The organism is Shewanella sp. WE21 (genome assembly GCF_002966515.1).
GTDB lineage: Bacteria > Pseudomonadota > Gammaproteobacteria > Enterobacterales > Shewanellaceae > Shewanella > Shewanella oncorhynchi.
In genome coordinates, this window is record NZ_CP023019.1 from 2,952,471 (window position 1) to 2,971,864 (window position 19,394).

The following is a 19,394-nucleotide window of genomic DNA, read 5'->3' on the forward strand; positions in this document are numbered from 1 at the left end:
CATAGCACAATCGATCCCTTATCTATTCAGTGAAATCTATATGAAGATCCGTTTTCTGCTCAGTAGTTTTATTCTTGCGTGCAGCAGTCTCACCGTTGCCACGACAGCGCATTCAGCCGATTCGGCCTCTGTCGCATATAAAAGCACCAAAACTCAATCGACAGCAAAAACGAAGCAAGCACCATTAAAGCAAGAAATTGCAGGACGTAGTGCGATAGTCGTGGACTTAAAAACCAATGAAGTGCTTTATTCCAATAATCCTAATGCAGTAATGTCAATTGCATCTGTCACTAAGTTGATGACAGCTATGGTGGTGCTGGATGCAAAGTTACCTATGGAGCAAAAGCTTGCGGTAAACATCCGTGATACCAAAGAAATGAAAGGTGTTTATTCTCGAGTTCGTATCGGCAGTGAAATCAGCCGTAAAGAAATGTTATTACTGACCTTAATGTCATCAGAAAACCGTGCAGCTGCAAGTCTTGCACATCATTATCCCGGTGGTCATAAAGCTTTTATTAAGGCGATGAATGCCAAAGCAAAAGCGCTGGGAATGAAAAATACCCGCTATGTTGAACCTACAGGTTTATCCTATAAAAACGTTTCGAGTGCCAGTGATCTGATTGTATTACTTAAGGCCAGTGAAAAGTATCCTATGCTAGGCCAGCTGAGTTCGACCGAGAAGAAGACGGTTACCTTTGCCAACCCAAGATACAGTTTAGATTTTCGTAATACCAATCGTTTGGTTTATAAAGATAACTGGGATATTCATCTAACCAAAACAGGCTTTACGAATGCAGCAGGGCACTGCCTTGTGATGCGTACTGAAATGGCAAAACGCCAAGTGGCATTTGTCGTGCTCGATGCTTACGGCAAATATACTCATATTGCGGATGCTAACCGTTTACGTAACTGGTTAGAGACTGGCAAAGTCACTCCTATTCCTGCTGAAGCTAAGCAATACAAGAAACAACGTAGCCAGCAGCAATTAGCTAAGTTGAGTGAGACCTAGTTTCTCGGTTGCAGCTTTATAAAAGTACAAACATAAAGGCCAGATGAGCAATCAATCTGGCCTTTATGTTTTAACGCTTTGAGTTTCTACTCAATTTTGGTAAATTTATGATGGATTTGAGCGTACCATAGTCGTTATTTTATGTTCTCAAGGATGACATTCGTGTGGATGTATTTTTAAAAAAAATTCAACTTATCTATTTTCCCTTCTTATTTCTCAGCCTGTTATTTGTTTCTGGTTACAGTTTTGTCCATTGGCTGTTGTTGGTTAACCTTGAGTTTTTTAGCCTAGATGAAGATATCGTTAATTTGTGGCTGCCGCAGATACTGTCTTGGTTATTGTCGATCATTTATATCAGGCCTAGGCTAAAACGACTCAAGTTTGTTAAAGATAATTCGCGCTTTTTCTATTTATTGATCGCGGTGCAATTAATGGCTGTTCCTTGCATCGTTGCGCAGGAATATCTCAAGACTACCACGGGGAAGTTAACGCAATTAGCATCGATACAAGAATTATATCTCCATGAAAATACTCAGTATTATCAGTTGCAGCAATCTTATATTGATAAGACGCAAATTGGTTTGCAGCGAAGCCTAGAGGTTACAGGTAAACATAGTAGTCACTTAAATATGGCACTGTATATCGCTATGCCGATTTTTGCAGAGCGTGCAGACAGTTGGCATGCTAAGGCCCTCGCTTGGTATGGTAAAGTTTATCAGCAGGAGATCAGTAATCGACTTGAACCCAATGAGAAAGAAGCGCAATTCAAAGCGTTTTTGGCTAAATCCCTAAATGAGTTCAATGAGTTGGACCCTCAGAGTTTTGTTTACCTTGAACGATTAGCCCCATCCTCTCTTCGTTCAGAGTTGCTCAGCGCCGCACAAAAAAGTCCGCTTTATCAAGCTGAACATCAAACGATTTTTATGCCCAAATTTGAGCCATTTGAGGCTCGTAATGGCCATAAGTTAGTGTGGATTTTTATCTGGTTTATTGTTGGCACTTTAGTCTGGTTTGTACTCTTACTGCGGGTCAATCTGGATGAGAAAAGCGTAAAGCCGAGACGCAAATAAATCACGCTCGGCCTTGGATTTAATCAAGTTTAGGCATGTTCAAACATTAAGAACAAGTAAACGATAAACAACACTATATGAGTCGCGCCATGCAATGCATTGGTGCGACCGCTACTAAAGCTTACCTTACAGACCATTAAACTGGTGATTAACAGCACCATGTCGGCGGGTGACAGGCCTAAATGGACTTCTTGATCTATCACGCTGCCAATAATTAATACCGCAGGGACTGTGAGTGCAATCGTCGCGAGCACTGAGCCAAAATACAGATTCATCGCCCGCTGTAATTGATTGTTTAACGCGGCCTTAAAGCCTCCCACAGCTTCGGGGGATAAAATCAAGCAGGCCACAATAAAGCCCCCTAATGCCTGTGGAGCACCTAGGGTTGCTACGCTGTAATTGATGGGCATAGCTAAGGTTTTTGCCAGCAAAATGACCACAAGTAAGTAGCCAATTAATAGAATCGTATGGTAAGCATTACTGCGCAGTATGCCGTGGTGTTCCTCATGGTCTTCATGATCGGCATCGACAAAGAAATGGCTGTGGCTCTTCGTCTGTACCACTAAAAAGACGCCATAGAGCAGTATCGAAATAATGATCAGCATCCAAGACATGGCTTTAGACATGCCGCCAATAGTGCCACCTTCGGTAAAATTGGGCAGTACTAAACAGAGTAGGGCGAGGGGAATAATCGCCACGAGATAGGATTTTACGCCATCTAAATTGAAATGCTGGGTATGGTAACGCCAGCCGCCAAGTAATAATGTAAAGCCCACTAAGCCATTGATGATCAACATGACTACGGCGAACATAGTGTCGCGCGCCATGACAGGGTTAGGTTCTCCGGTCAGCATCACGGAGGAGATCATCACCACTTCGAGTGAAATGACCGATAAAGTTAAGATTAAGGTGCCATAGGGATCGCCAAGCTTAATCGCTAGTGCATCTGAGTGGCGTACCACAGAGAAAATAGCCCAAGTCACTACACCCAATAGGGCGAGCGAAACGGGAATATAGGTCGAGAGGGCGGTGCCATCGGCGAGTAAGCTATCGCCACCGGTTTTAAAGAATACTAAGGTCAGTATTCCCAGTAGCAGGGCTAACTCGTCTTTCATAAATGTCTTCATAGGCAATTTGTCCTAAACGAAAAAAAAGGCCGTTAGTATAGACACTGGTTATGGCACACTTTGCATGAAACTTCCTTTAGATTTGGAGTTAAGGATAAATGTTTGAACTAGATCGCTTTTTAATCTAAAACCCCATTTTTAAGCTAGCCATGGTGTTCTGTTTTAATCAGCTTGCCGAGTTGATCATAATGATTCCAATCCCCTGATTCTCGATCGCTGAGATAACTGCCTTCAGTGCGTTTTTCACCATTAGGCCAAAAACTTTGCCATAGACCTTCCCTGCGATCCCTAAGATAAGTGCCTTGTTCGGCTAACTTGCCATTGTTGTGGTAATAGGTGGCATCGCCTTCTTTTTGGCCTTTCACCCAAGTTTCAACGAGTTCTGGCTTACCGTTCTGGTGATATTGCTTAACTTGACCATCAAGCGACCCCTTAGCATAAATTGCCTCTAATTTGAGTTGGCCGTTACTGTAATATTCTTTCGTTTGGCCATGGCTTTGACCCTCTAAAAACTCAGTGCTAGCAGCTTGCATCCCATCCTCAAACCAGCTTTCCCACAATCCAGTTTGATTACCTTTATCCATAGCGCCGCTGAGTTTTAGCTGGCCATTGTTGGGATAGTACTCGGCATACGGGCCAGTTTTATCATTTTTATCATAGGTTTCTGAGCGGTAAACCACTTGCTTAAAGCTGTAAAACTCCTTAATTCCGTGGCGCTTGTTTTCCTGCCAATGGCTTTTTTGCTGGATATTCCCCTCGGGGATTGTGCCATAGGTAGGGTCTTTTTCTTCGTAGCGATAATCTGTCCATAGACCGGTTTTTTGGTCGTCCAGATACTCCCCTGTCACACGGCGGCGTCCGTGGTAATACTCTGTATAGTTACCATTAAGTTTGCCATTGGCGAAGGTTTGCTCCCGTTGTTTCAGGCCTTCGCTGTACTGTATCCATAGGCCTTCTTTATTGCCGCTTTGATATGTGCCTTCTTCATTGGGATCACTATTGGCATACCAGCGGGCGAAATGGCCATCAAGAGGGTAACGACTGGCATTGTCTTTTTTATCCCGTGCGTAGTGAGATACTTCCCGAGGTTTACCGTTATCGTAAAATGACTCATATTTTCCGACCCATTGGCCATCGATACGTTCGCCGCGCTCACTCACTGTGCCGTCGTCAAAATAGGTTTCTGATTTCCCTGTTGGTTTACCTTCAACGTATTGATCTAGCGTCCGCAGCTTGCCATTGTTGTGGTAACGGCGTGATTCACCGTGACGCTGCCCTTGTCGCCATTGCTCGGAGGATTGCAGCTTGCCAGCGTGATAGCGCTCAAATTGGCCATCCTTAATTCCCATGTCGTAGTGGCTTTTTTCGAGCAAATTGCCTTCGGTATCATAACGCTCCGATGGTCCATGAAGCGGATATTGGCCATTGTCAGCCAGCTTTGAGTCTTGGTAGTTACGTAATTCTTTACGTTGGCCGTTGTTGTGGAAATATTTTTGCGTACCGGCGAGTTGATCCTGTTTATAGTTGAGAGCACTAGTGAGAATGCCCTCGGCATTAAAATATTGCTGTGGCCCGTCTAATGCACCATTAACATACTGTTCTTCAACTTGTAATTTACCTGCATCATTAAATTGCTGGCATTTCCCTTGGCGTTGCCCAGCGCTATATTGGCAGCGGCTGGCGAGTTCACCATTGGGGTAAAATGTCCGTTCTTCACCCTCGAGCAGATTGAGATTAAACTGGCTGCTGCTCGATTTAGTCCCGTCATCGAAAAAGGTTTCCCATGTTCCTTGGCGACGGCCTTCGGCATCGAAGCGGCCCGTCACTGTGGCCTGTCCATTGGGATTTTGTTCTAAATAAGAACCTGAGAGTTGGTTGTTCGCATAGCTCTGGCTTTGGGACAAGGTACCGTTTTCATAGAAACTTTCCCATTTCCCGTGGCGCAGGTTATCGAGGTAACTTTCTTGGGCTTGCAGTTTGCCACTGGCATAGAAACGTTTTACTTGCTCCTTTTTACCGTCTTGATAGCGCGTCGTTTGGCTGAGATGGCCGCTGCTGTTGTATTCCTTCCATTCGCCCGTGGGCACGCCTTTGGCAAATTGCTGTTCCTCAGTAACTGCGCCGCTCAAATCGAACATATGCCAAGTGCCATCTTGATAACCCTGCTGATAGTTTCCTTCGACTAGCTTGCTGTTATTGGTATGAAATACTTGCCATTTACCATTAGGGATCCCCTCGGAAAACTGCCCTAAGGTATAGCCTTGGTTATCGCGCACTATTGCGATATCGCCATTTAAGGGCATGCCAGTGGCGAGATTGTAATAGCTGGGAATTCCGTCCTGTTGGCGGATTTCGACCATCATTGAGGAGAGATTTTGCGCTGCTTGTACATGGACACTGGTTAAGCTGGCTCCCGCAATCGCGAGGCTGATAAAGCGAAATGGCTTATTGAACATGCTGATTCCTTGCTCTGTTCTGGGTCTTAAGGCCGCGCGGTTTGCAGCCTATACAAGAATCCTAATTTTTTGCTGTTGAGTTTATTTATCGGGCTGTGCACTTATATACAGTGCACAGCGCCAAGGGTTAAGTTAATCGATTAAGCGAATATGCTTAGGCTAAAAAATAGGGAAAACATGGTCCGAGGTAATCACCGGCGGCGGTATTTCCCGATTTAAAAACTCGCCATGATGGAAGCTATTGATCACTTCTATCCAGCCATTATCCCTAAATTCGTATTGTTTACCATGAAGCCTGCCCTGCTCGTCATAATTCGCTATTTCAAGCACATAGTCTTCGGTATTACGCAGTTCCCAGTGGCCGACTTGTTTACCTTGGTCGAAGCGTCCGTACCAATAGTGTCTCTCAGGATTTGGCCTTGGGTTAAAACCGAACTCGCCATGGGTGTACACCCAGTCGCCATCCTGCTGCCCATTGCGGTATTCGCCCTTTTCATACAATTGGCCGTTCGTGGCGTAGCGTTGTACTAATCCTTCGGGTTTGCCATGGTTAAAGTTGATTAATTCAAGCAATTGCCCAGAACTTGTCTCATTACGGAACTCACCATCGAGCTCGCCTTGGGCATCATAGCTAAAGGTGAGGGTGGCATCTTCTTGTTGTTTCTTCCAAGCGCCAACGGGCTTGTCATTGGCATATTGGCCGCGCTCGGCCACCCACTGCTCCCCTGTCTCATGGTTAATTTTCAGCATTTCGTAGGGGCCTTCGCGCTTGCCCTCTTTAAAATATTCCCGGGTAATGACTTTTAAGGTTTGAGTTCGGTTTAAGGTTTGCAGATATAAACCTGTCAATTGGTTATCGATATGCTCGCTGCGGCTAATTAACTCACCTTGCTCAAATATTTCGTTGAGGACCCATTTTTTAAGCTTGTCTTCTTCTATGTTAGAGGTAAGTTGACCTTCACTAAAGCGTTGATGCTTACGGTAAACCCAGTTGTTGTCTTGGTGTTTTTCTTCGGTTGAACTGAGCATTTCGCCCTTTTCATTGTATTTAATCGATAACTTCACATTCCATGGCGCCTCTATGATTTCCTTTTGGGCTATCTGGCCATTTTTAAAGTAATCCAGTTGTTCACCGACTTTATAATCATTGTGGTAGCGGTAGTGGCGCTTTACCTTGCCATCGTCGAAATATTCGAAGTAATCCCCGTGTTTCTTACCTTTGACATAAGCTTGGGTCGAAATGATTTTACCAAAGCCCCAATTGGTCTCGTTGCCATGTGTAAGCCCATCCACCATAGGGATTTCGACGTGTAAGTTGCCATTGTCATAGTACTGGGTAACACAAGTACCACTATTACAGACCTTGCCCCTAAGCTTGCCCTCGCTATCAAAAAGCTCGCTTATACCGACCTCTTTGCCATCTTTATAGGTCGCTTTGTACCGGATCTTCCCACCTTCCCAGTAACCCGTTTCAAGGCCTTGTTTAACGCCATTTTCATAGTGCGATTCAACATACAATTGACCCGTGGCGATATATTTTTTGAGCAGGCCATGAAGTTGACCTTGCTCGTTGCGAAAGCCTTGTTCGTAGGGCTTGCCATCCTCAAAGTAGCATTGATAAGCACCGCGAAATTGTTCGCTCGCGAGTGTTTTACCGATATTGTTATCGGCGAGGGCACTGGCGCAGAAAAGCATATCGTTATTTTTGTAATAAACTTCAGCCTTATAATTTCCGTCGATAACTTCGGTCGATTTTTTTAGATAGTATTGAGCCTGTTTTTCATCTTTGACAACCTTCCAATGGGCATCGAGTAACACCTTTTGTGCATTGGCACTGGCACTGATAGTGATACAAATAAGTATCAGTGCTCCAAGGAGCAGTTTTACTGTAAATAGACGCATAACCGCTCCTTTTTATGGCAAAGGTTTAAAGGTGAATTCATAGGGGATGTCTACGGGGTTTTGAGAGAGCGTCATATAACTCACCTTCGCTGCAGGGCCCTCCACACTCAAATAGCGGCCATCGACCAGCGCCTCTTTAATCCGCAGTTCGGTGGTTTCGGGCAGTCGAATCGTTAGGGATTTGCCTTGGGCATCCTCGACTTTAAAGTAGTTCTTAAGATCTTTACTCGGCTCGTCACCATAATCGGTTTTTGTTAGCCAAGCTTGTAAATCGATTAACCAAGGACGTGGGTTAGCTGCCTGCTCTAAGGGTTGCCAACTGATATCACCTTGGCAATGGATTTTTCCTTGGATGTGTTTATCGTAGAAAAACTGCCGCTCGCGGTCGGGCGTCATCAGGGTATAGGCTGGTCCGTTTGGGGCATTATGCTCAAACAGCCAAGTGACTTCGTGTTTCCCCTCTTTAAAACCTTGTTCTATTTCAGGTTTACAGGTACTCGCTAATGCGGCTGACATAGGAATATACAGATTATGGCCATTTTCAGTCTCAGGTTTTATCCCTTGGATCGCACTGATTTCGGCGTTTGATGGCTCAAGATCTTGATAGAGGAAGTTATTGAGGCTCGAATCGCCAAACTCGCTTAAGGGATTGGCCAGATTTTGGTTGTAGTCGGTAAAGGTCACAAAGCGGATGTTCTTGGTTTGGCTTAACTCCGGCTGTGGCTGGCTCTCCAGTATTACAACGGTTTTAGGGATTTCATCTAGCTTAAGTAGCAGGGCGCGGGTGCTAAGGTGATGAGGATCATCGACACCGATTAATTCCCCCAGTAGTTCCTTATCCGTCACCGTTAACCATTTAGGATAATCACCATCGCGACGGGCTTCGGCCATCTTTCCTTTAAATTGCTGAAAAGGAAGGTTAATGTTTTTAGTCTTACTCTGCTTTGTCACGACTTTAAATAGCTTTGCCTCGGCGTCGAGCACCTGAATCGTGAGGCTCGCATCGCCAAAGGTATAGGGAGTGGCGACCAGTTCATCCCACGATTTTTCGACTATCTTATTGCTTTCGGGGATAAGGGTCAGCTTGGCGGTGATATGGTCTATCTGTTTGAGTTTATTGGCGGTGTTGTCCCAGCCTGTGGCGATAAGATCCACCGAAGACTCAATCGAGCGGTTGAAATTCATCGCCACACCTCTGCTGTGCTGCCAGAAGTGAATGTCTATCGGATTTCCGCTGGCATCAAAGGCGGCTAAGTCTTCATAATTCACATTAGCAACCACATATCGCGGGCTCATATTATGCACAAAGCGCAATTGCAGCACTTCTGGCGTGTCAGCGCCCCATGGGCCAATATTATCAAGAATACCTTGCTGATCAGCTAATAAGGATTTTATAAAGTCCTTATCATGGGCTTTATATTCCCGCGGAACATCGCTAATCGGGTAGAGCTCTTTTTGCAGATCATCTATATCACGCTCCGCATCGTAGCGAGCGTCGGCATGCCAAAGCATGCTCATAATATAAGGGCTATCCTTGGGCGCCATGGCGATGCGGCGGGTGAGAGTACTGCCTTGCTGCACTTCTTGTTGAAAAAACGCCATGCTCTCTAACCAACCGGTTTTGCGGTTAAGCTCGAACTTTCCATAGGCCTTAAAGTTGTCTTTCTCACCTTGTACTACCGCAAATAACTTATCTTCGGTCACTCCCTCAACCGTCCAAGTTAGGCGTGCGTCCATGGGGGCGCTAATGCTATAACCCACGCGAGGCTCTAGCGCCACGGGCAAGGTTGGAGCCTGTTCAAACAGTGATTTAAGATTAGTCCAGTGCTCAAATAGCTCGATAACCTCTTTTTGATCCGCCTTCGCGATGGGCGTCAGTTGACGGACTTCACCCTTGCTGAACTCGACATTAAAGCCGTCTTTAACCAATTGGACGATTTCATTGGACTTGCTTTTAGGGTCGATATTACTCACCGGAATAGGCAAGCCATAGTCGCTTATTTGCAATAGGTTAGGTTGGAGAAAAAAGCGGGCGCTATGGGTTAACGGCGTCGTTAAGCTGGTCGCCTTACCCTCTGCATTCTGTAATTGGTAATCCAGCAGCAGTCGTGCTTGCAGCACTTTGCGGGTTTCAAAGCCATCATTGAGGTTTATGGTGGAGATAATCTGATATTCACGCTCTGTGGGTATGTTGGTATTAACTGAATTGGAGGGTGACGTTGAGTTATCGCAGGCGGCGAGCACTAAGGCTATGCCTAGTGCTGTTATACCGATTGCGGCGTTAACTGCCTTGTATTTCACTATGGCCATTCGTACTCCTTTGGCTACGCATGTTATTGAAATGTAAACTCATTAATCTTTTTCTGGCGACATTATACACAAAAAATATCTGAGGCATAAAAGAAAACCCAAACCAAGCTTGCTTGATTTGGGTTTGTGTTGATCGCGGTTTTGCTGCGCGAGAGTGGCTAACTCAATGGTGAGATGAGTGCCTAAAAAAGCCCAAGCTGATGGATTACAGCGAGAGGATCACGCTGGCAATGGCCGCACTCATGAGGTTAGCGAATACGCCAGCGGCAATGGCGCGAAAACCATTACGGGCGATAAATTCACGGCGTTCTGGCACCATGCTACCCAGTCCACCGATCAAAATTGCCATAGTGGAAATATTAGCGAAACCGCACAGGGCGAAAGTCACAACGGCCTGAGAATGGGCGCTCAGTTGGTCTTCGACTTTCATTAACTGGATGAAGGCTACAAATTCATTCACTACGATTTTTTGGCCAATGAGTGAGCCTGCAGTAATGGCCTCATGCCAAGGAATACCCAGCAGCCACGCCATAGGGGCGAACAGATAACCGAGTAAAAATTCGAAGCTTAACTGGTAACCGAACCATTCACCCACAGCGCCTAACATGCCATTCAGTAGGGCGATAACACTGACAAAGGCCAGTAGAGTGGCACCAATCCCGACAGAAATCCGCATGCCAGACATAGCGCCATCGGCTAAGGCTTCAACCACATTGGTGGCGCGTGGCAGTTCGACTGAGGTGATTTCATCGGCACTATTTTTGTCATTGTCGCTAGGCGGCATGAGGATTTTTGCCATCAACAGACCCGCGGGTGCGGACATAAAGGCCGCGGCGATCAAATAGTTGAGATCGACACCTAAAGCGGCATATCCGACTAAGGTACCGCCTGCGACTGAGGCTAAACCACAGCTCATGACCGCGAAGAATTGCGAATCGCTCATGTGCTTTAAGTAGGGTTTAATTACCAGCGGCGCTTCAATCATGCCGACGAAGATGTTTGCCGTGGCAGATAAAGACTCGGCGCGGCCCGTGCCCAGTAAACGCTGCAGACCACCACCAATAATGTTGATCACCTTAGGCATTAACCCAATATGGTATAAGGCCGAAATCAGTGCCGAGAAAAAGATGATGATACCTAACACATTGATTGCAAATACGAAGCCGACTTTGCCTGTGGCGAGATCGCCAAACAGGAAACCAATCCCTTCGTTGCCATAGGCTATCACACTCGACACGCCCGCCGTAACAGACTGCAATACGGCCTTACCCGCAGGAACGTAGAGCACTAACAGGGCAAATATAATTTGTAAGCCTAGGGCTAAAATCACAGTGCGGTAGGGAATATTCTTGCGGTTCACTGACAGTAACCAAGCAAAAAACAAGATACTAATCATGCCTAATATCGCGGTCATAAGGGGTTATTCTTTTGAGTTAAGGAAGAAGCCGCGCATTGTAGGCCGAGTCGCAGTAAGGGCAAGTCGAGGGCGTTACTGGGCTGTTACGATAAAACAGTCGAAAATAGCAACAGTTTAAGTTGCTGTTTATGCAGGAGAATAAAAGCTATTTTAGCTACTGTTGCCCAGAGGAAATAATATTTGTGCCTGTGGCAATAATCGAAATCACGCTACAGACGACTTTAGGCTGGTGTCGTAGTCAGTGCAGGTTTGAAATGCAGCTTAAGTGACTGCAGCTTAAATGACTGTCTTACCTAACCAAGGTTTGAGCTTTTTATCCCAGTAGGGCGGGTGGCCGATATGGGACTTTAAACACTCGATTATCACCTTGTACTTAGTCGGTAAATGGCGCCGCCTTGGGTAAACCACATAGACGGGCATCTGTTGCAGTGGTTTCCAATCGGGTAAGAGTTGGATCAGTTTTCCGCTTTGAAACTCATCACTGAGTAAATACGTGGCCACATAGCCTATGCCGCGCCCTGCAATCACGGCATTGCGCACGGCTTCGGCTAAATCGACACGGTAATTTCCCGCCACATGCACGGTTTGTTCTAGGTCATCCTTAGCAAAACTCCAGCGATCATAATTACGGCTCTTACTTTGATAGATAACGCAATTATGTTGCGCTAACGCCTGTGGATGGTGAGGCACGCCATGCTTGAGTAAATAATCGGGAGAGGCGACCACCACAAAGTTAGTCTCGGCAAGGTGCTGGGCGATATAACCTTCGTTCAACTGTTCATGGTTAGTGATCCACAGATCCAGGCCTTCTTCTAGCATGTCGGCTTTATGGTCGAACAGGCTTAGCTCAAATCGCAATTCGGGGTATTTTTGCTGCAACACTTCCAGTGCGGGGATGATGTGTAAGGTGCCGAAGGACTGGGAGGAACCGAGACGAATCGTACCGCTAATGTCATCGCGGGCATCTAGCATAATCGCATCGGCATTTTGCGTCGCTTCAAACACTTGCTCACAGTAATGGGCAAACTGTTGGCCCGCGTCGGTTAGCACTAAGGTGCGAGTGGTCCGCTGGACTAACAGCAAGTTCAGCTCGGCTTCCAGTGCGCCAAGCTGCTTGCTGACATAGGAAGTCGAGGTTTTTAACTTGGCCGCCGCTTGGGTAAAACTACCACTGGTCACCAGAGTGTGGAATATCACCATCTGGCTAGCTCTATGTTGTATCACGCTAGGCCCTCTAGAATCTAAATCGCTATTTTAAGCTAGCCTTGCCCTAACCGACAGCCGTTTGTGCCGATCGTGTGCTATTTCAAAACAAACTTACCAAACGGCAAACGTTAAAGTCAGTTGCCCTAAGTGCGATTCTTACTTTACTCTTGAGTTAAATCTTAACACCCACAAGCTAGGGAAGACGTGTTACCTGTGGTTAGCTTGTTCAATGGAGGAATAACGATGACACAACAAGACAAGCAAGCCTTAGCAGAAACCAAGCAAGCCTTAGCAGAAACAAGTCAGATACATGCCCAGAAAGTACAACCGATACCGCAGGAAGCCTTTGACTGGTATGACGAATATGCCCATGGCATTATCGATCGCCGTGAGTTTATGGGGCGGCTCGCAGGATTGGTGGCGCTAGGTTTTACCATGACGATGCTCACGGGCGCACTCTTGCCGAACTATGCCCTCGCCGAGCAAGTCTCCTTTAACGATCCCAGTATTCAAGCCAGCTATGTTAAGTTTCCCTCGCCAAATGGTTACGGTGAAGGGCGCGGCTACTTAGTCATGCCCGATGAGTTATTGCTCGCGGGCAGTGCCGCAGGTGAGCCGAAAACCTTAGATCTCAGTAAAAAAGCCGCTGTGGTATTAGTGGTGCACGAAAATCGTGGCCTTAATCCCTATATCGAAGATGTGGCTCGCCGATTAGCCGCGCAGGGTTATATCGCCTTCGCCCCCGATGCACTTTATTCCCTCGGTGGTTATCCGGGTAATGATGATGCGGGCCGCGCTATGCAAAGCAGTTTAGACAGAGCCAAAATCGAGCAAGACTTTATTGCCGCTGCGCAGTTTTTAAAATCCCATCCTCAAAGCAATGGCAAACTCGGTGCCGTAGGTTTTTGCTTTGGCGGCTATATAGTCAATATGCTGGCCGCCACGATTCCCGATGAGCTTAATGCTGGTGTACCTTTCTATGGCACGCCAGCCGCTGCGGAACTGCGTAGCCGAGTAAAGGGGCCACTTATGTTGCAATTTGCTGGGCTCGATCAGCGGGTAAACGACACTTGGGCCGAGTACGAAACCCAGCTAAAAGCCAACAAAGCCGATTATGTTGCTTATCTTTACCCGAATGTTAATCACGGTTTTCATAACGACTCCACTGGCAGATACGATAAAGCCACCGCCGAACTCGCTTGGGCGCGCAGCTTAGCCTTCTTCGATACTCGACTGCGTGGCTAAGTGGGAGTGAAGCTCCGCTTACTCTGATCCCGCTTATTCTGATCTCGCTTACTTTGATTAAGTCGATGAGTGACCGATTCTCGCGCTCTATATCATTCAAGCAAAAGCCGACGCTAGAGTCGGCTTTTATCTTAAATATCCCACATATCCATGCGGCTTTTATCTTAAATCTCCCACATATCTATGTGGGTTAGTCGTGCTCGAGGATCACTTCTTTTAAGCTTTGGATGGTCTTCACATCGAGATTACCAGCTTGTGTGCTCCAGGTGAGTCTTAGGTAATTGGCTAAGTCTTTAATCTGCTCGTCGCTTAACTCATCAGCATATCCCGGCATGGCATAAAAGCTGGTGGTAGCGTTGTAATGCTGGCTCTGAATACCTTTTAGTATCACGGCGACGATATTGTGTGGACTCGCTTTATCTAAGGTGGCGTTTCCTGCCATCGCAGGGGCGACATTAGGACGACCTTCACCATTTTGACCATGACAACCGGCGCAGTAACCTTTGTAGAGCGTATAACCTGGCAGTTCAGGTTTATGGCCGTTAAAGGTGAGCGGATCCGGTTTAAGATCATCGTCGTTATCTAGCAGATAACTGCTCACCGCGCGCATATCATCATCGGTTAAGTGGCTAAAGCTGTGATACACCACGGGATACATGCCGCCAAAGACGGTGCCTTTACGGGAGTAGCCTTCGGTAAATAGCGACTTAAGATCCTCATGGGTCCAGTTTTGCCTGTTAAGCTCGGCGGGGCGAATGTCCGATGCCTCTAGCCCTTCGATAATCGCGCCCTCAAAGTGCTTGTCCTGCTCCATGGCAAACAGCGTGTCTCTTGGGGTGTGGCATTCACCGCAGTGCCCTAGGGCATTGACTAAGTAATTGCCGCGGTTCCAATGTTCGCTTTTTTCCTTGCTAGGGGTAAATTCCTTAGCATCGTGTGCGACTAAGTTCCAAGCTTTTAGGCCAAAACGCAGGTTAAACGGAAAGTAAACATCATTGTCGCGATTAGCTTGCTTGATAGGTTTAGTACTCATCAGATAGGCATAAATCGCCTGAGTGTCTGCGTCCGTGAGCAAACTGTAGGAAGTGTAAGGCATAGCAGGATAGAGGTTGCCGTTGACGCCAACACCGTGGTGCATGGCATCAAAAAACTCCTCGTAACTGTATTTGCCAATCCCGGTTTCTTTGTCTGAGGTGATATTGGTCGAGTACACAGCGCCAAAGGGCGTTTCGAACGGTAAACCGCCCGCGAGTTCGCGCCCGCCCACCGCAGTATGGCAGGCCACGCAGTCGCCTATCTTCATCAGATACGCGCCGCGTGCGATGTCGTTATTCGTATTGCCACCTTCATCGGCAACGCTGCTGGAACAGGCGAGCAAACCTAGCCCTAAGCTCAGGAGTAGATTGTGGCTCAACAGATTTTTTATCCTACTAATATGCGGGAAATAGCGCTGGAAATAGCGCAGATTGGCTGATGTCATCACAGGGTTAGCCCCTTAGTTTTGAGGATCAGATCTTTGACCGCCGCATAGTATTTTACGTAGCCAGTACAGCGGCATACGTGTTCACTCAAGGCATCTTCAACGACTTTTTCAACTTGATCTTTAGCGATAGGTTGTCGCTCTAATCGCTCAAGCAGTGCAGTCGATTCGTTGACAAAGCCCGAGGTACACCAACCACATTGAAACGAAAAGTGCTCTAAAAAAGCCTCTTGCACTGGGCTCAGGGCGGTGATTTCGCCAAGGGAGTTTTGTCTAGCATGACCTTCGACAGTGCGGACGCGTTTACCATTAAAACGCTCGACGCCATTGATGCAGGTACGCACCACTTCGCTCATGCCTTGCTCGTCGTCGACGATCACTGTACAGGCGTGGCATACGCCTGCGCCGCAACCAAACTTAGTGCCTGTGAGGTTCAAGTACTCATGTAGAAACTCAATCATCATCACACCATCGGCGACTTCAATCGGGCCTACGGCTTGGTTATTAATGGTCAGTTTAATAGACTGGCTCATGCCATGGCCTCCTTAATTTTTTTCGCTGTCATAGGTAAATCGTAAAAGCGGACATGGGTTGCTTGATACACGGCTTCAATCAGCGCCGCGACCACAGGGATCATCACCACTTCGGCGATACCACGGCTGGGATCGTTATCAGATAACTGCGGCAATATGGTATGACGTTGATCCCACACGCCCACATGCCGCGCTAACGGCACCTGATAGCGATTGAGGTTCCAGGTACCATTGCCAGCGCCTGCTTCAAATGGCGGTAAGCCTTCATGCAGTGCATGGCCAATCCCCATCGCAAGACCACCTTGAATTTGCCCTTCGACTAATTCTTTAACAATCACTTTGCCCGCTTCTAACCAAGTATGAGAACTCAGCAGCGTGACTTCGCCATTGCCTTCGTTTACGGCCACTTCAACCAAAGTGGCGCAGGGGGCGTAGTAAGTCACCATGGCATTGTTCAGTTCGGCCTTGGGATAACTCATGGCTTGACGATCGATCAAGTGATAGCCATTAGACTTCATGCTGGCTTGGCGCGCTTTGATACTCATAGTCGTGTCGGAGGTGGCCGCAAACGTCGCATTGCCTTCGCCGTATTGCAGCGCCAGCGCATCGAGTGCTAAACGCTCTTTAGTGCCAAGAATGTCGAAATCGGCTTCGGCCCAAGCCCAGCGATTAAAGGCATGGCCCATCACGCCGACCACTAAACCCATATCGTGGGCGCGTTTAGCGAGAATATCTAGCGACAATGGCGGAAAGCCCAAGGCGGTTAGCTTGCCATCGACCCAGCGACCATCCCGTGAGTTATGCAAATTAGTCGAGCCCATCGGGGTGTTAAAATACAACTCGTTCCAAATTGATACCGCCGCAGGCCACAGGCCGTGACGATAGATAATATCGGCGGCGATGCGGCTGACATGGCTTTGATAATAGGCCGACATAGATGCCGACGATGCCATGGCTTTAACGGGCGTCCAGCGTGGATTAGCCGCCATTTCATCTTGGCGTTGCTGCGAAATGATATAAGGATTATCAGTTTGCACTAATTGCATCGCATCCCAAATATCCACTTCGGCGAGTTTTACTTCATCGGCAAAGTTGCCGAGGGCATCGCTGACCACCACGGCTTGGGAGGTTTGCGTGCCTGTGCCCATTTCGATAAAGCCGATTTCTAGGGTGATTTTTCCGTCTTTAGCTAGGCGAACCGCCGCACTTGGCGCTGCTGCGCCCGTACCATAATCTTTAGTGGCGATACCAAAACCTACGCCGTAACGCATCCCCGGATGTTTGGCCTCATAGTCCTTTTTATTCACCGCGCGGTTTTGCCACACGGGAGCTTGCTCGGCCATCTCGAGCATTTCGCGGTAACGCAAAGTGCCGTTAGGAATTGCACCTTGAGTATTACGCTGGCCAGACTCCATCACGTTGGCGGCGCGCAGTTTAAAGGGATCAACCTTTAGCTCGTCGGCTATCTCGTGGATCATGCATTCCATCGCCGTCATCGATTGCAGCGTGCCATAACCGCGCATCGACCCCGCATCTGGATTACGCGACGCATAGGCGGTGGCGATAATATCGTTGCGCGGCGTGTAGTAAATGCTTTGCATCGCTGTCGCACCAACCGAGGTCACAGACGGGGTAAAGTTGACTCGTCCACCGCCATCGACTGTCATCTGTGAAGTTAAGGCTTGGATTTTTAAGGTCGATTTATCCACCGCTAAGCGGCTTTTCATGATGAACGGATGACGCTTAAGGCCAGACTGGAATTGCTCGAATCTGTCATTGGCGAGTCGGATTGGCCCTTTGGCATAAACGGCCGCGATCACGCCGTAATAAGGAAATATCGAATGGTCTTTCGCGCCAAATCCACCGCCGATATAAGGCGAGTGCACCACAAGATGTTTTACCTTGCCTGCCAGTGGGCTAGATAACAGCATGTGCACTGCCATCTCTTGAAAGTCCTGCGGCGACTGCGAGGTAATCACAGTATGAAAGGTTTGGCTAGCCGCATCATACCAGCCGTTAAAGGCTTCGGGTTCCATCATCATAGGATCGATGATCTGGGTGCGATATTCCCGCTCTAACACTTGCCATTGTTGATTGGCTTGGGCGCTAGCAATCTGCTTATCTATCTCACCCGCATAATAAAGCCCGCGCTCAGACACTGTCCCTTTGGCATTCGGATTACCTAACCATTCAGGCTTGCGATCTTTTACGCTAGGGAAAAACAGCCCATCGTGGAGCGGGCTATATAAATCTTCCCTTGCGCCATTTTCACCTTCAACTCGAATAAGGCGCCAGCTGGCGTACGGGTCTTTCGAGTCCGATACAAACGGCGTTTGCTCACCAAAGCGCAGTAAGGTCTGGTCAAATTGCAGCAAGGACTTAGCTTGCTTAAAGGCGGGGAAACTGTCGAACAACAATATCGCCACCGCATGACCTAAGTAGTCTGCGGTTTGCCCCTCGGCCAGTAACATATTGTCACCGTAAAAATCGGGCAGCTTGATTTTATCACGGGCCAGATCGGCCGCAGTGATCACTTTATAGGGCTTAGCCGATGCGGGCAGGTGGTCGAGTGAAAAGCCTTGATAAACATGGGAGGCATCGGCGGCGCGAAGTATAAAAGCGTAACCTTGCTGCTTGGGCCAGCCCTCCATGTCCATAGCGCGGTAATCACGGCCATAGACTTTTTGGCCTGTGACTTTCGCTATGCCGTCGTTACGAAACTTAGGTTTGGATTGACCATTAACCTGAGTTTGCCATTGGGCTGCCAGTTCAGGTGAGACAATCGCCGCATTAGCGCGACTCATTTCCCACAACAAAGGGGCCGAATATACGGCAACCCCGCCAATCACACATTGCTTAATAAAGGTCCGGCGTGACGTATTAGATGGTTCCATATCTCAACCTCAGTTGTGCTTCCGTGTAATATCAGCCGCGCTGCATGGTATCGCCCGATATAAGCTTGTTGTCGATCGACTTTTTATTGATTGTTGCGACATAGCTTTGATAAACACTGAATGTAAATTTACATTAGCCACGTTAGCATGTAGGGCCGAAAATGCAAATTTAGGCGGTTAATCGTTGCAGTTTTGACCAAGCTAAATCAGAGTGTAAAACCCGTGTTATCAGGCTTCTGCAGTGATGTTCGTACTGTGATTCAACTCAGTTACGTTATGGCTGAATTTTGCTCAGTGCTCTTTGCTCAGAGCCACTTGGGCAATGCGCTCGATTGGGGCTTATTTGCATGTCGAAATATGGCCATTTGCCAAAACAAGACCGCCTGTCATAGCGAGACTTCATGCCACTGCAAGATCAAGAGATAGTGTTATTTGATGGCGATTGGTTTAGTCACATGCATTCATATCAAAATTGTTAAATCAGTGCTTGCTTAATTACTTGATTTGTAATGCTAAAGTTATAGACAAGTGTACTCTATGTCGCTATCTTAGGTTTTTAACAAGGATGAGCTTTAATCGCGTACCCGCGATTCGAGTCACTTGCATCAGGACGATGTGTCTTTTCTCTTTCTTAGATACCCAACTCCTCCTGCAAATTTGGTGAATATGCTTTGGCACTTATGCTTGTTGCCATAGTGCTTATTGGCATTGTACTCAATGTTCAGCAGTGGACGTTTTGAGCTGG

At 47.3% G+C, this 19,394-nt stretch carries 12 protein-coding genes; 3 read left to right on the forward strand and 9 right to left on the reverse strand.

The genetic code is table 11. From position 1 onward, the window contains the following. The first annotated feature begins 40 nt into the window (after nt 1-40). Together pbpG and CKQ84_RS12900 are read left to right on the forward strand one after the other, a co-directional pair. Nucleotides 41-1,009: a D-alanyl-D-alanine endopeptidase gene (gene pbpG, locus CKQ84_RS12895; protein WP_105251600.1), complete on the forward strand. Its 969-nt coding sequence runs from the start codon at nt 41-43 to the stop codon at nt 1,007-1,009. A 164-nt stretch (nt 1,010-1,173) separates the two neighbouring features. Next, a complete protein-coding gene (locus tag CKQ84_RS12900; RefSeq protein ID WP_254053101.1) occupies nt 1,174-2,079 on the forward strand; it encodes a hypothetical protein in 906 nt (301 codons plus the stop codon). Nucleotides 2,080-2,108: 29 nt separating this feature from the next. Here CKQ84_RS12900 and CKQ84_RS12905 read toward each other — a convergent pair whose 3' ends face one another. The 6 genes from CKQ84_RS12905 to CKQ84_RS12930 all read right to left on the reverse strand — a co-directional run bounded on the left by CKQ84_RS12905 (nt 2,109) and on the right by CKQ84_RS12930 (nt 12,515). Beyond that, a complete protein-coding gene (locus CKQ84_RS12905) occupies nt 2,109-3,206 on the reverse strand; it encodes a calcium:proton antiporter (protein WP_025008445.1) in 1,098 nt (365 codons plus the stop codon). Between the two features lie 143 nt (nt 3,207-3,349). Then, nucleotides 3,350-5,662, reverse strand: coding sequence for a toxin-antitoxin system YwqK family antitoxin (locus CKQ84_RS12910; RefSeq protein WP_105251601.1), 2,313 nt, complete (start codon nt 5,660-5,662; stop codon nt 3,350-3,352). 159 nt (nt 5,663-5,821) lie between these two features. After that, on the reverse strand, nt 5,822-7,564 hold the full coding sequence (locus tag CKQ84_RS12915; protein WP_105251602.1) for a toxin-antitoxin system YwqK family antitoxin: 1,743 nt from the start codon (nt 7,562-7,564) through the stop codon (nt 5,822-5,824). 12 nt (nt 7,565-7,576) lie between these two features. Then, nucleotides 7,577-9,874 (reverse strand): hypothetical protein, encoded by a 2,298-nt coding sequence (locus tag CKQ84_RS12920; protein WP_173913182.1) that lies wholly within the window; start codon nt 9,872-9,874, stop codon nt 7,577-7,579. Nucleotides 9,875-10,079: 205 nt separating this feature from the next. Continuing rightward, nucleotides 10,080-11,288: a NupC/NupG family nucleoside CNT transporter gene (locus CKQ84_RS12925; protein ID WP_105251603.1), complete on the reverse strand. Its 1,209-nt coding sequence runs from the start codon at nt 11,286-11,288 to the stop codon at nt 10,080-10,082. 279 nt (nt 11,289-11,567) lie between these two features. Further along, complete coding sequence (locus tag CKQ84_RS12930; RefSeq protein ID WP_105251604.1) at nt 11,568-12,515, reverse strand: LysR family transcriptional regulator; 948 nt, start codon at nt 12,513-12,515, stop codon at nt 11,568-11,570. A gap of 225 nt (nt 12,516-12,740) precedes the next feature. Here CKQ84_RS12930 and CKQ84_RS12935 point away from each other — a divergent pair, with 225 nt between their 5' ends. Then, on the forward strand, nt 12,741-13,742 hold the full coding sequence (locus tag CKQ84_RS12935) for a dienelactone hydrolase family protein (protein WP_173913183.1): 1,002 nt from the start codon (nt 12,741-12,743) through the stop codon (nt 13,740-13,742). Between the two features lie 190 nt (nt 13,743-13,932). On the opposite strand, the gene CKQ84_RS12940 is transcribed toward CKQ84_RS12935, so the two are convergent. The 3 genes from CKQ84_RS12940 to CKQ84_RS12950 are packed head-to-tail and all read right to left on the reverse strand — an operon-like array spanning nt 13,933 to nt 18,649. Continuing rightward, nucleotides 13,933-15,222 carry a cytochrome c gene (locus tag CKQ84_RS12940; protein ID WP_105251605.1) on the reverse strand — a complete coding sequence of 430 codons (1,290 nt, stop codon included), beginning with the start codon at nt 15,220-15,222 and terminating at the stop codon, nt 13,933-13,935. Further along, the gene (locus CKQ84_RS12945; RefSeq protein WP_006082848.1) at nt 15,222-15,755 is read right to left on the reverse strand and encodes a (2Fe-2S)-binding protein; all 534 of its coding nucleotides are present in this window, start codon (nt 15,753-15,755) and stop codon (nt 15,222-15,224) included. Before CKQ84_RS12945 ends, CKQ84_RS12940 begins: the two co-directional genes overlap by 1 nt. After that, on the reverse strand, nt 15,752-18,649 hold the full coding sequence (locus CKQ84_RS12950) for a xanthine dehydrogenase family protein molybdopterin-binding subunit (protein WP_105251606.1): 2,898 nt from the start codon (nt 18,647-18,649) through the stop codon (nt 15,752-15,754). Before CKQ84_RS12950 ends, CKQ84_RS12945 begins: the two co-directional genes overlap by 4 nt. Between the last annotated feature and the right edge of the window lie 745 nt (nt 18,650-19,394).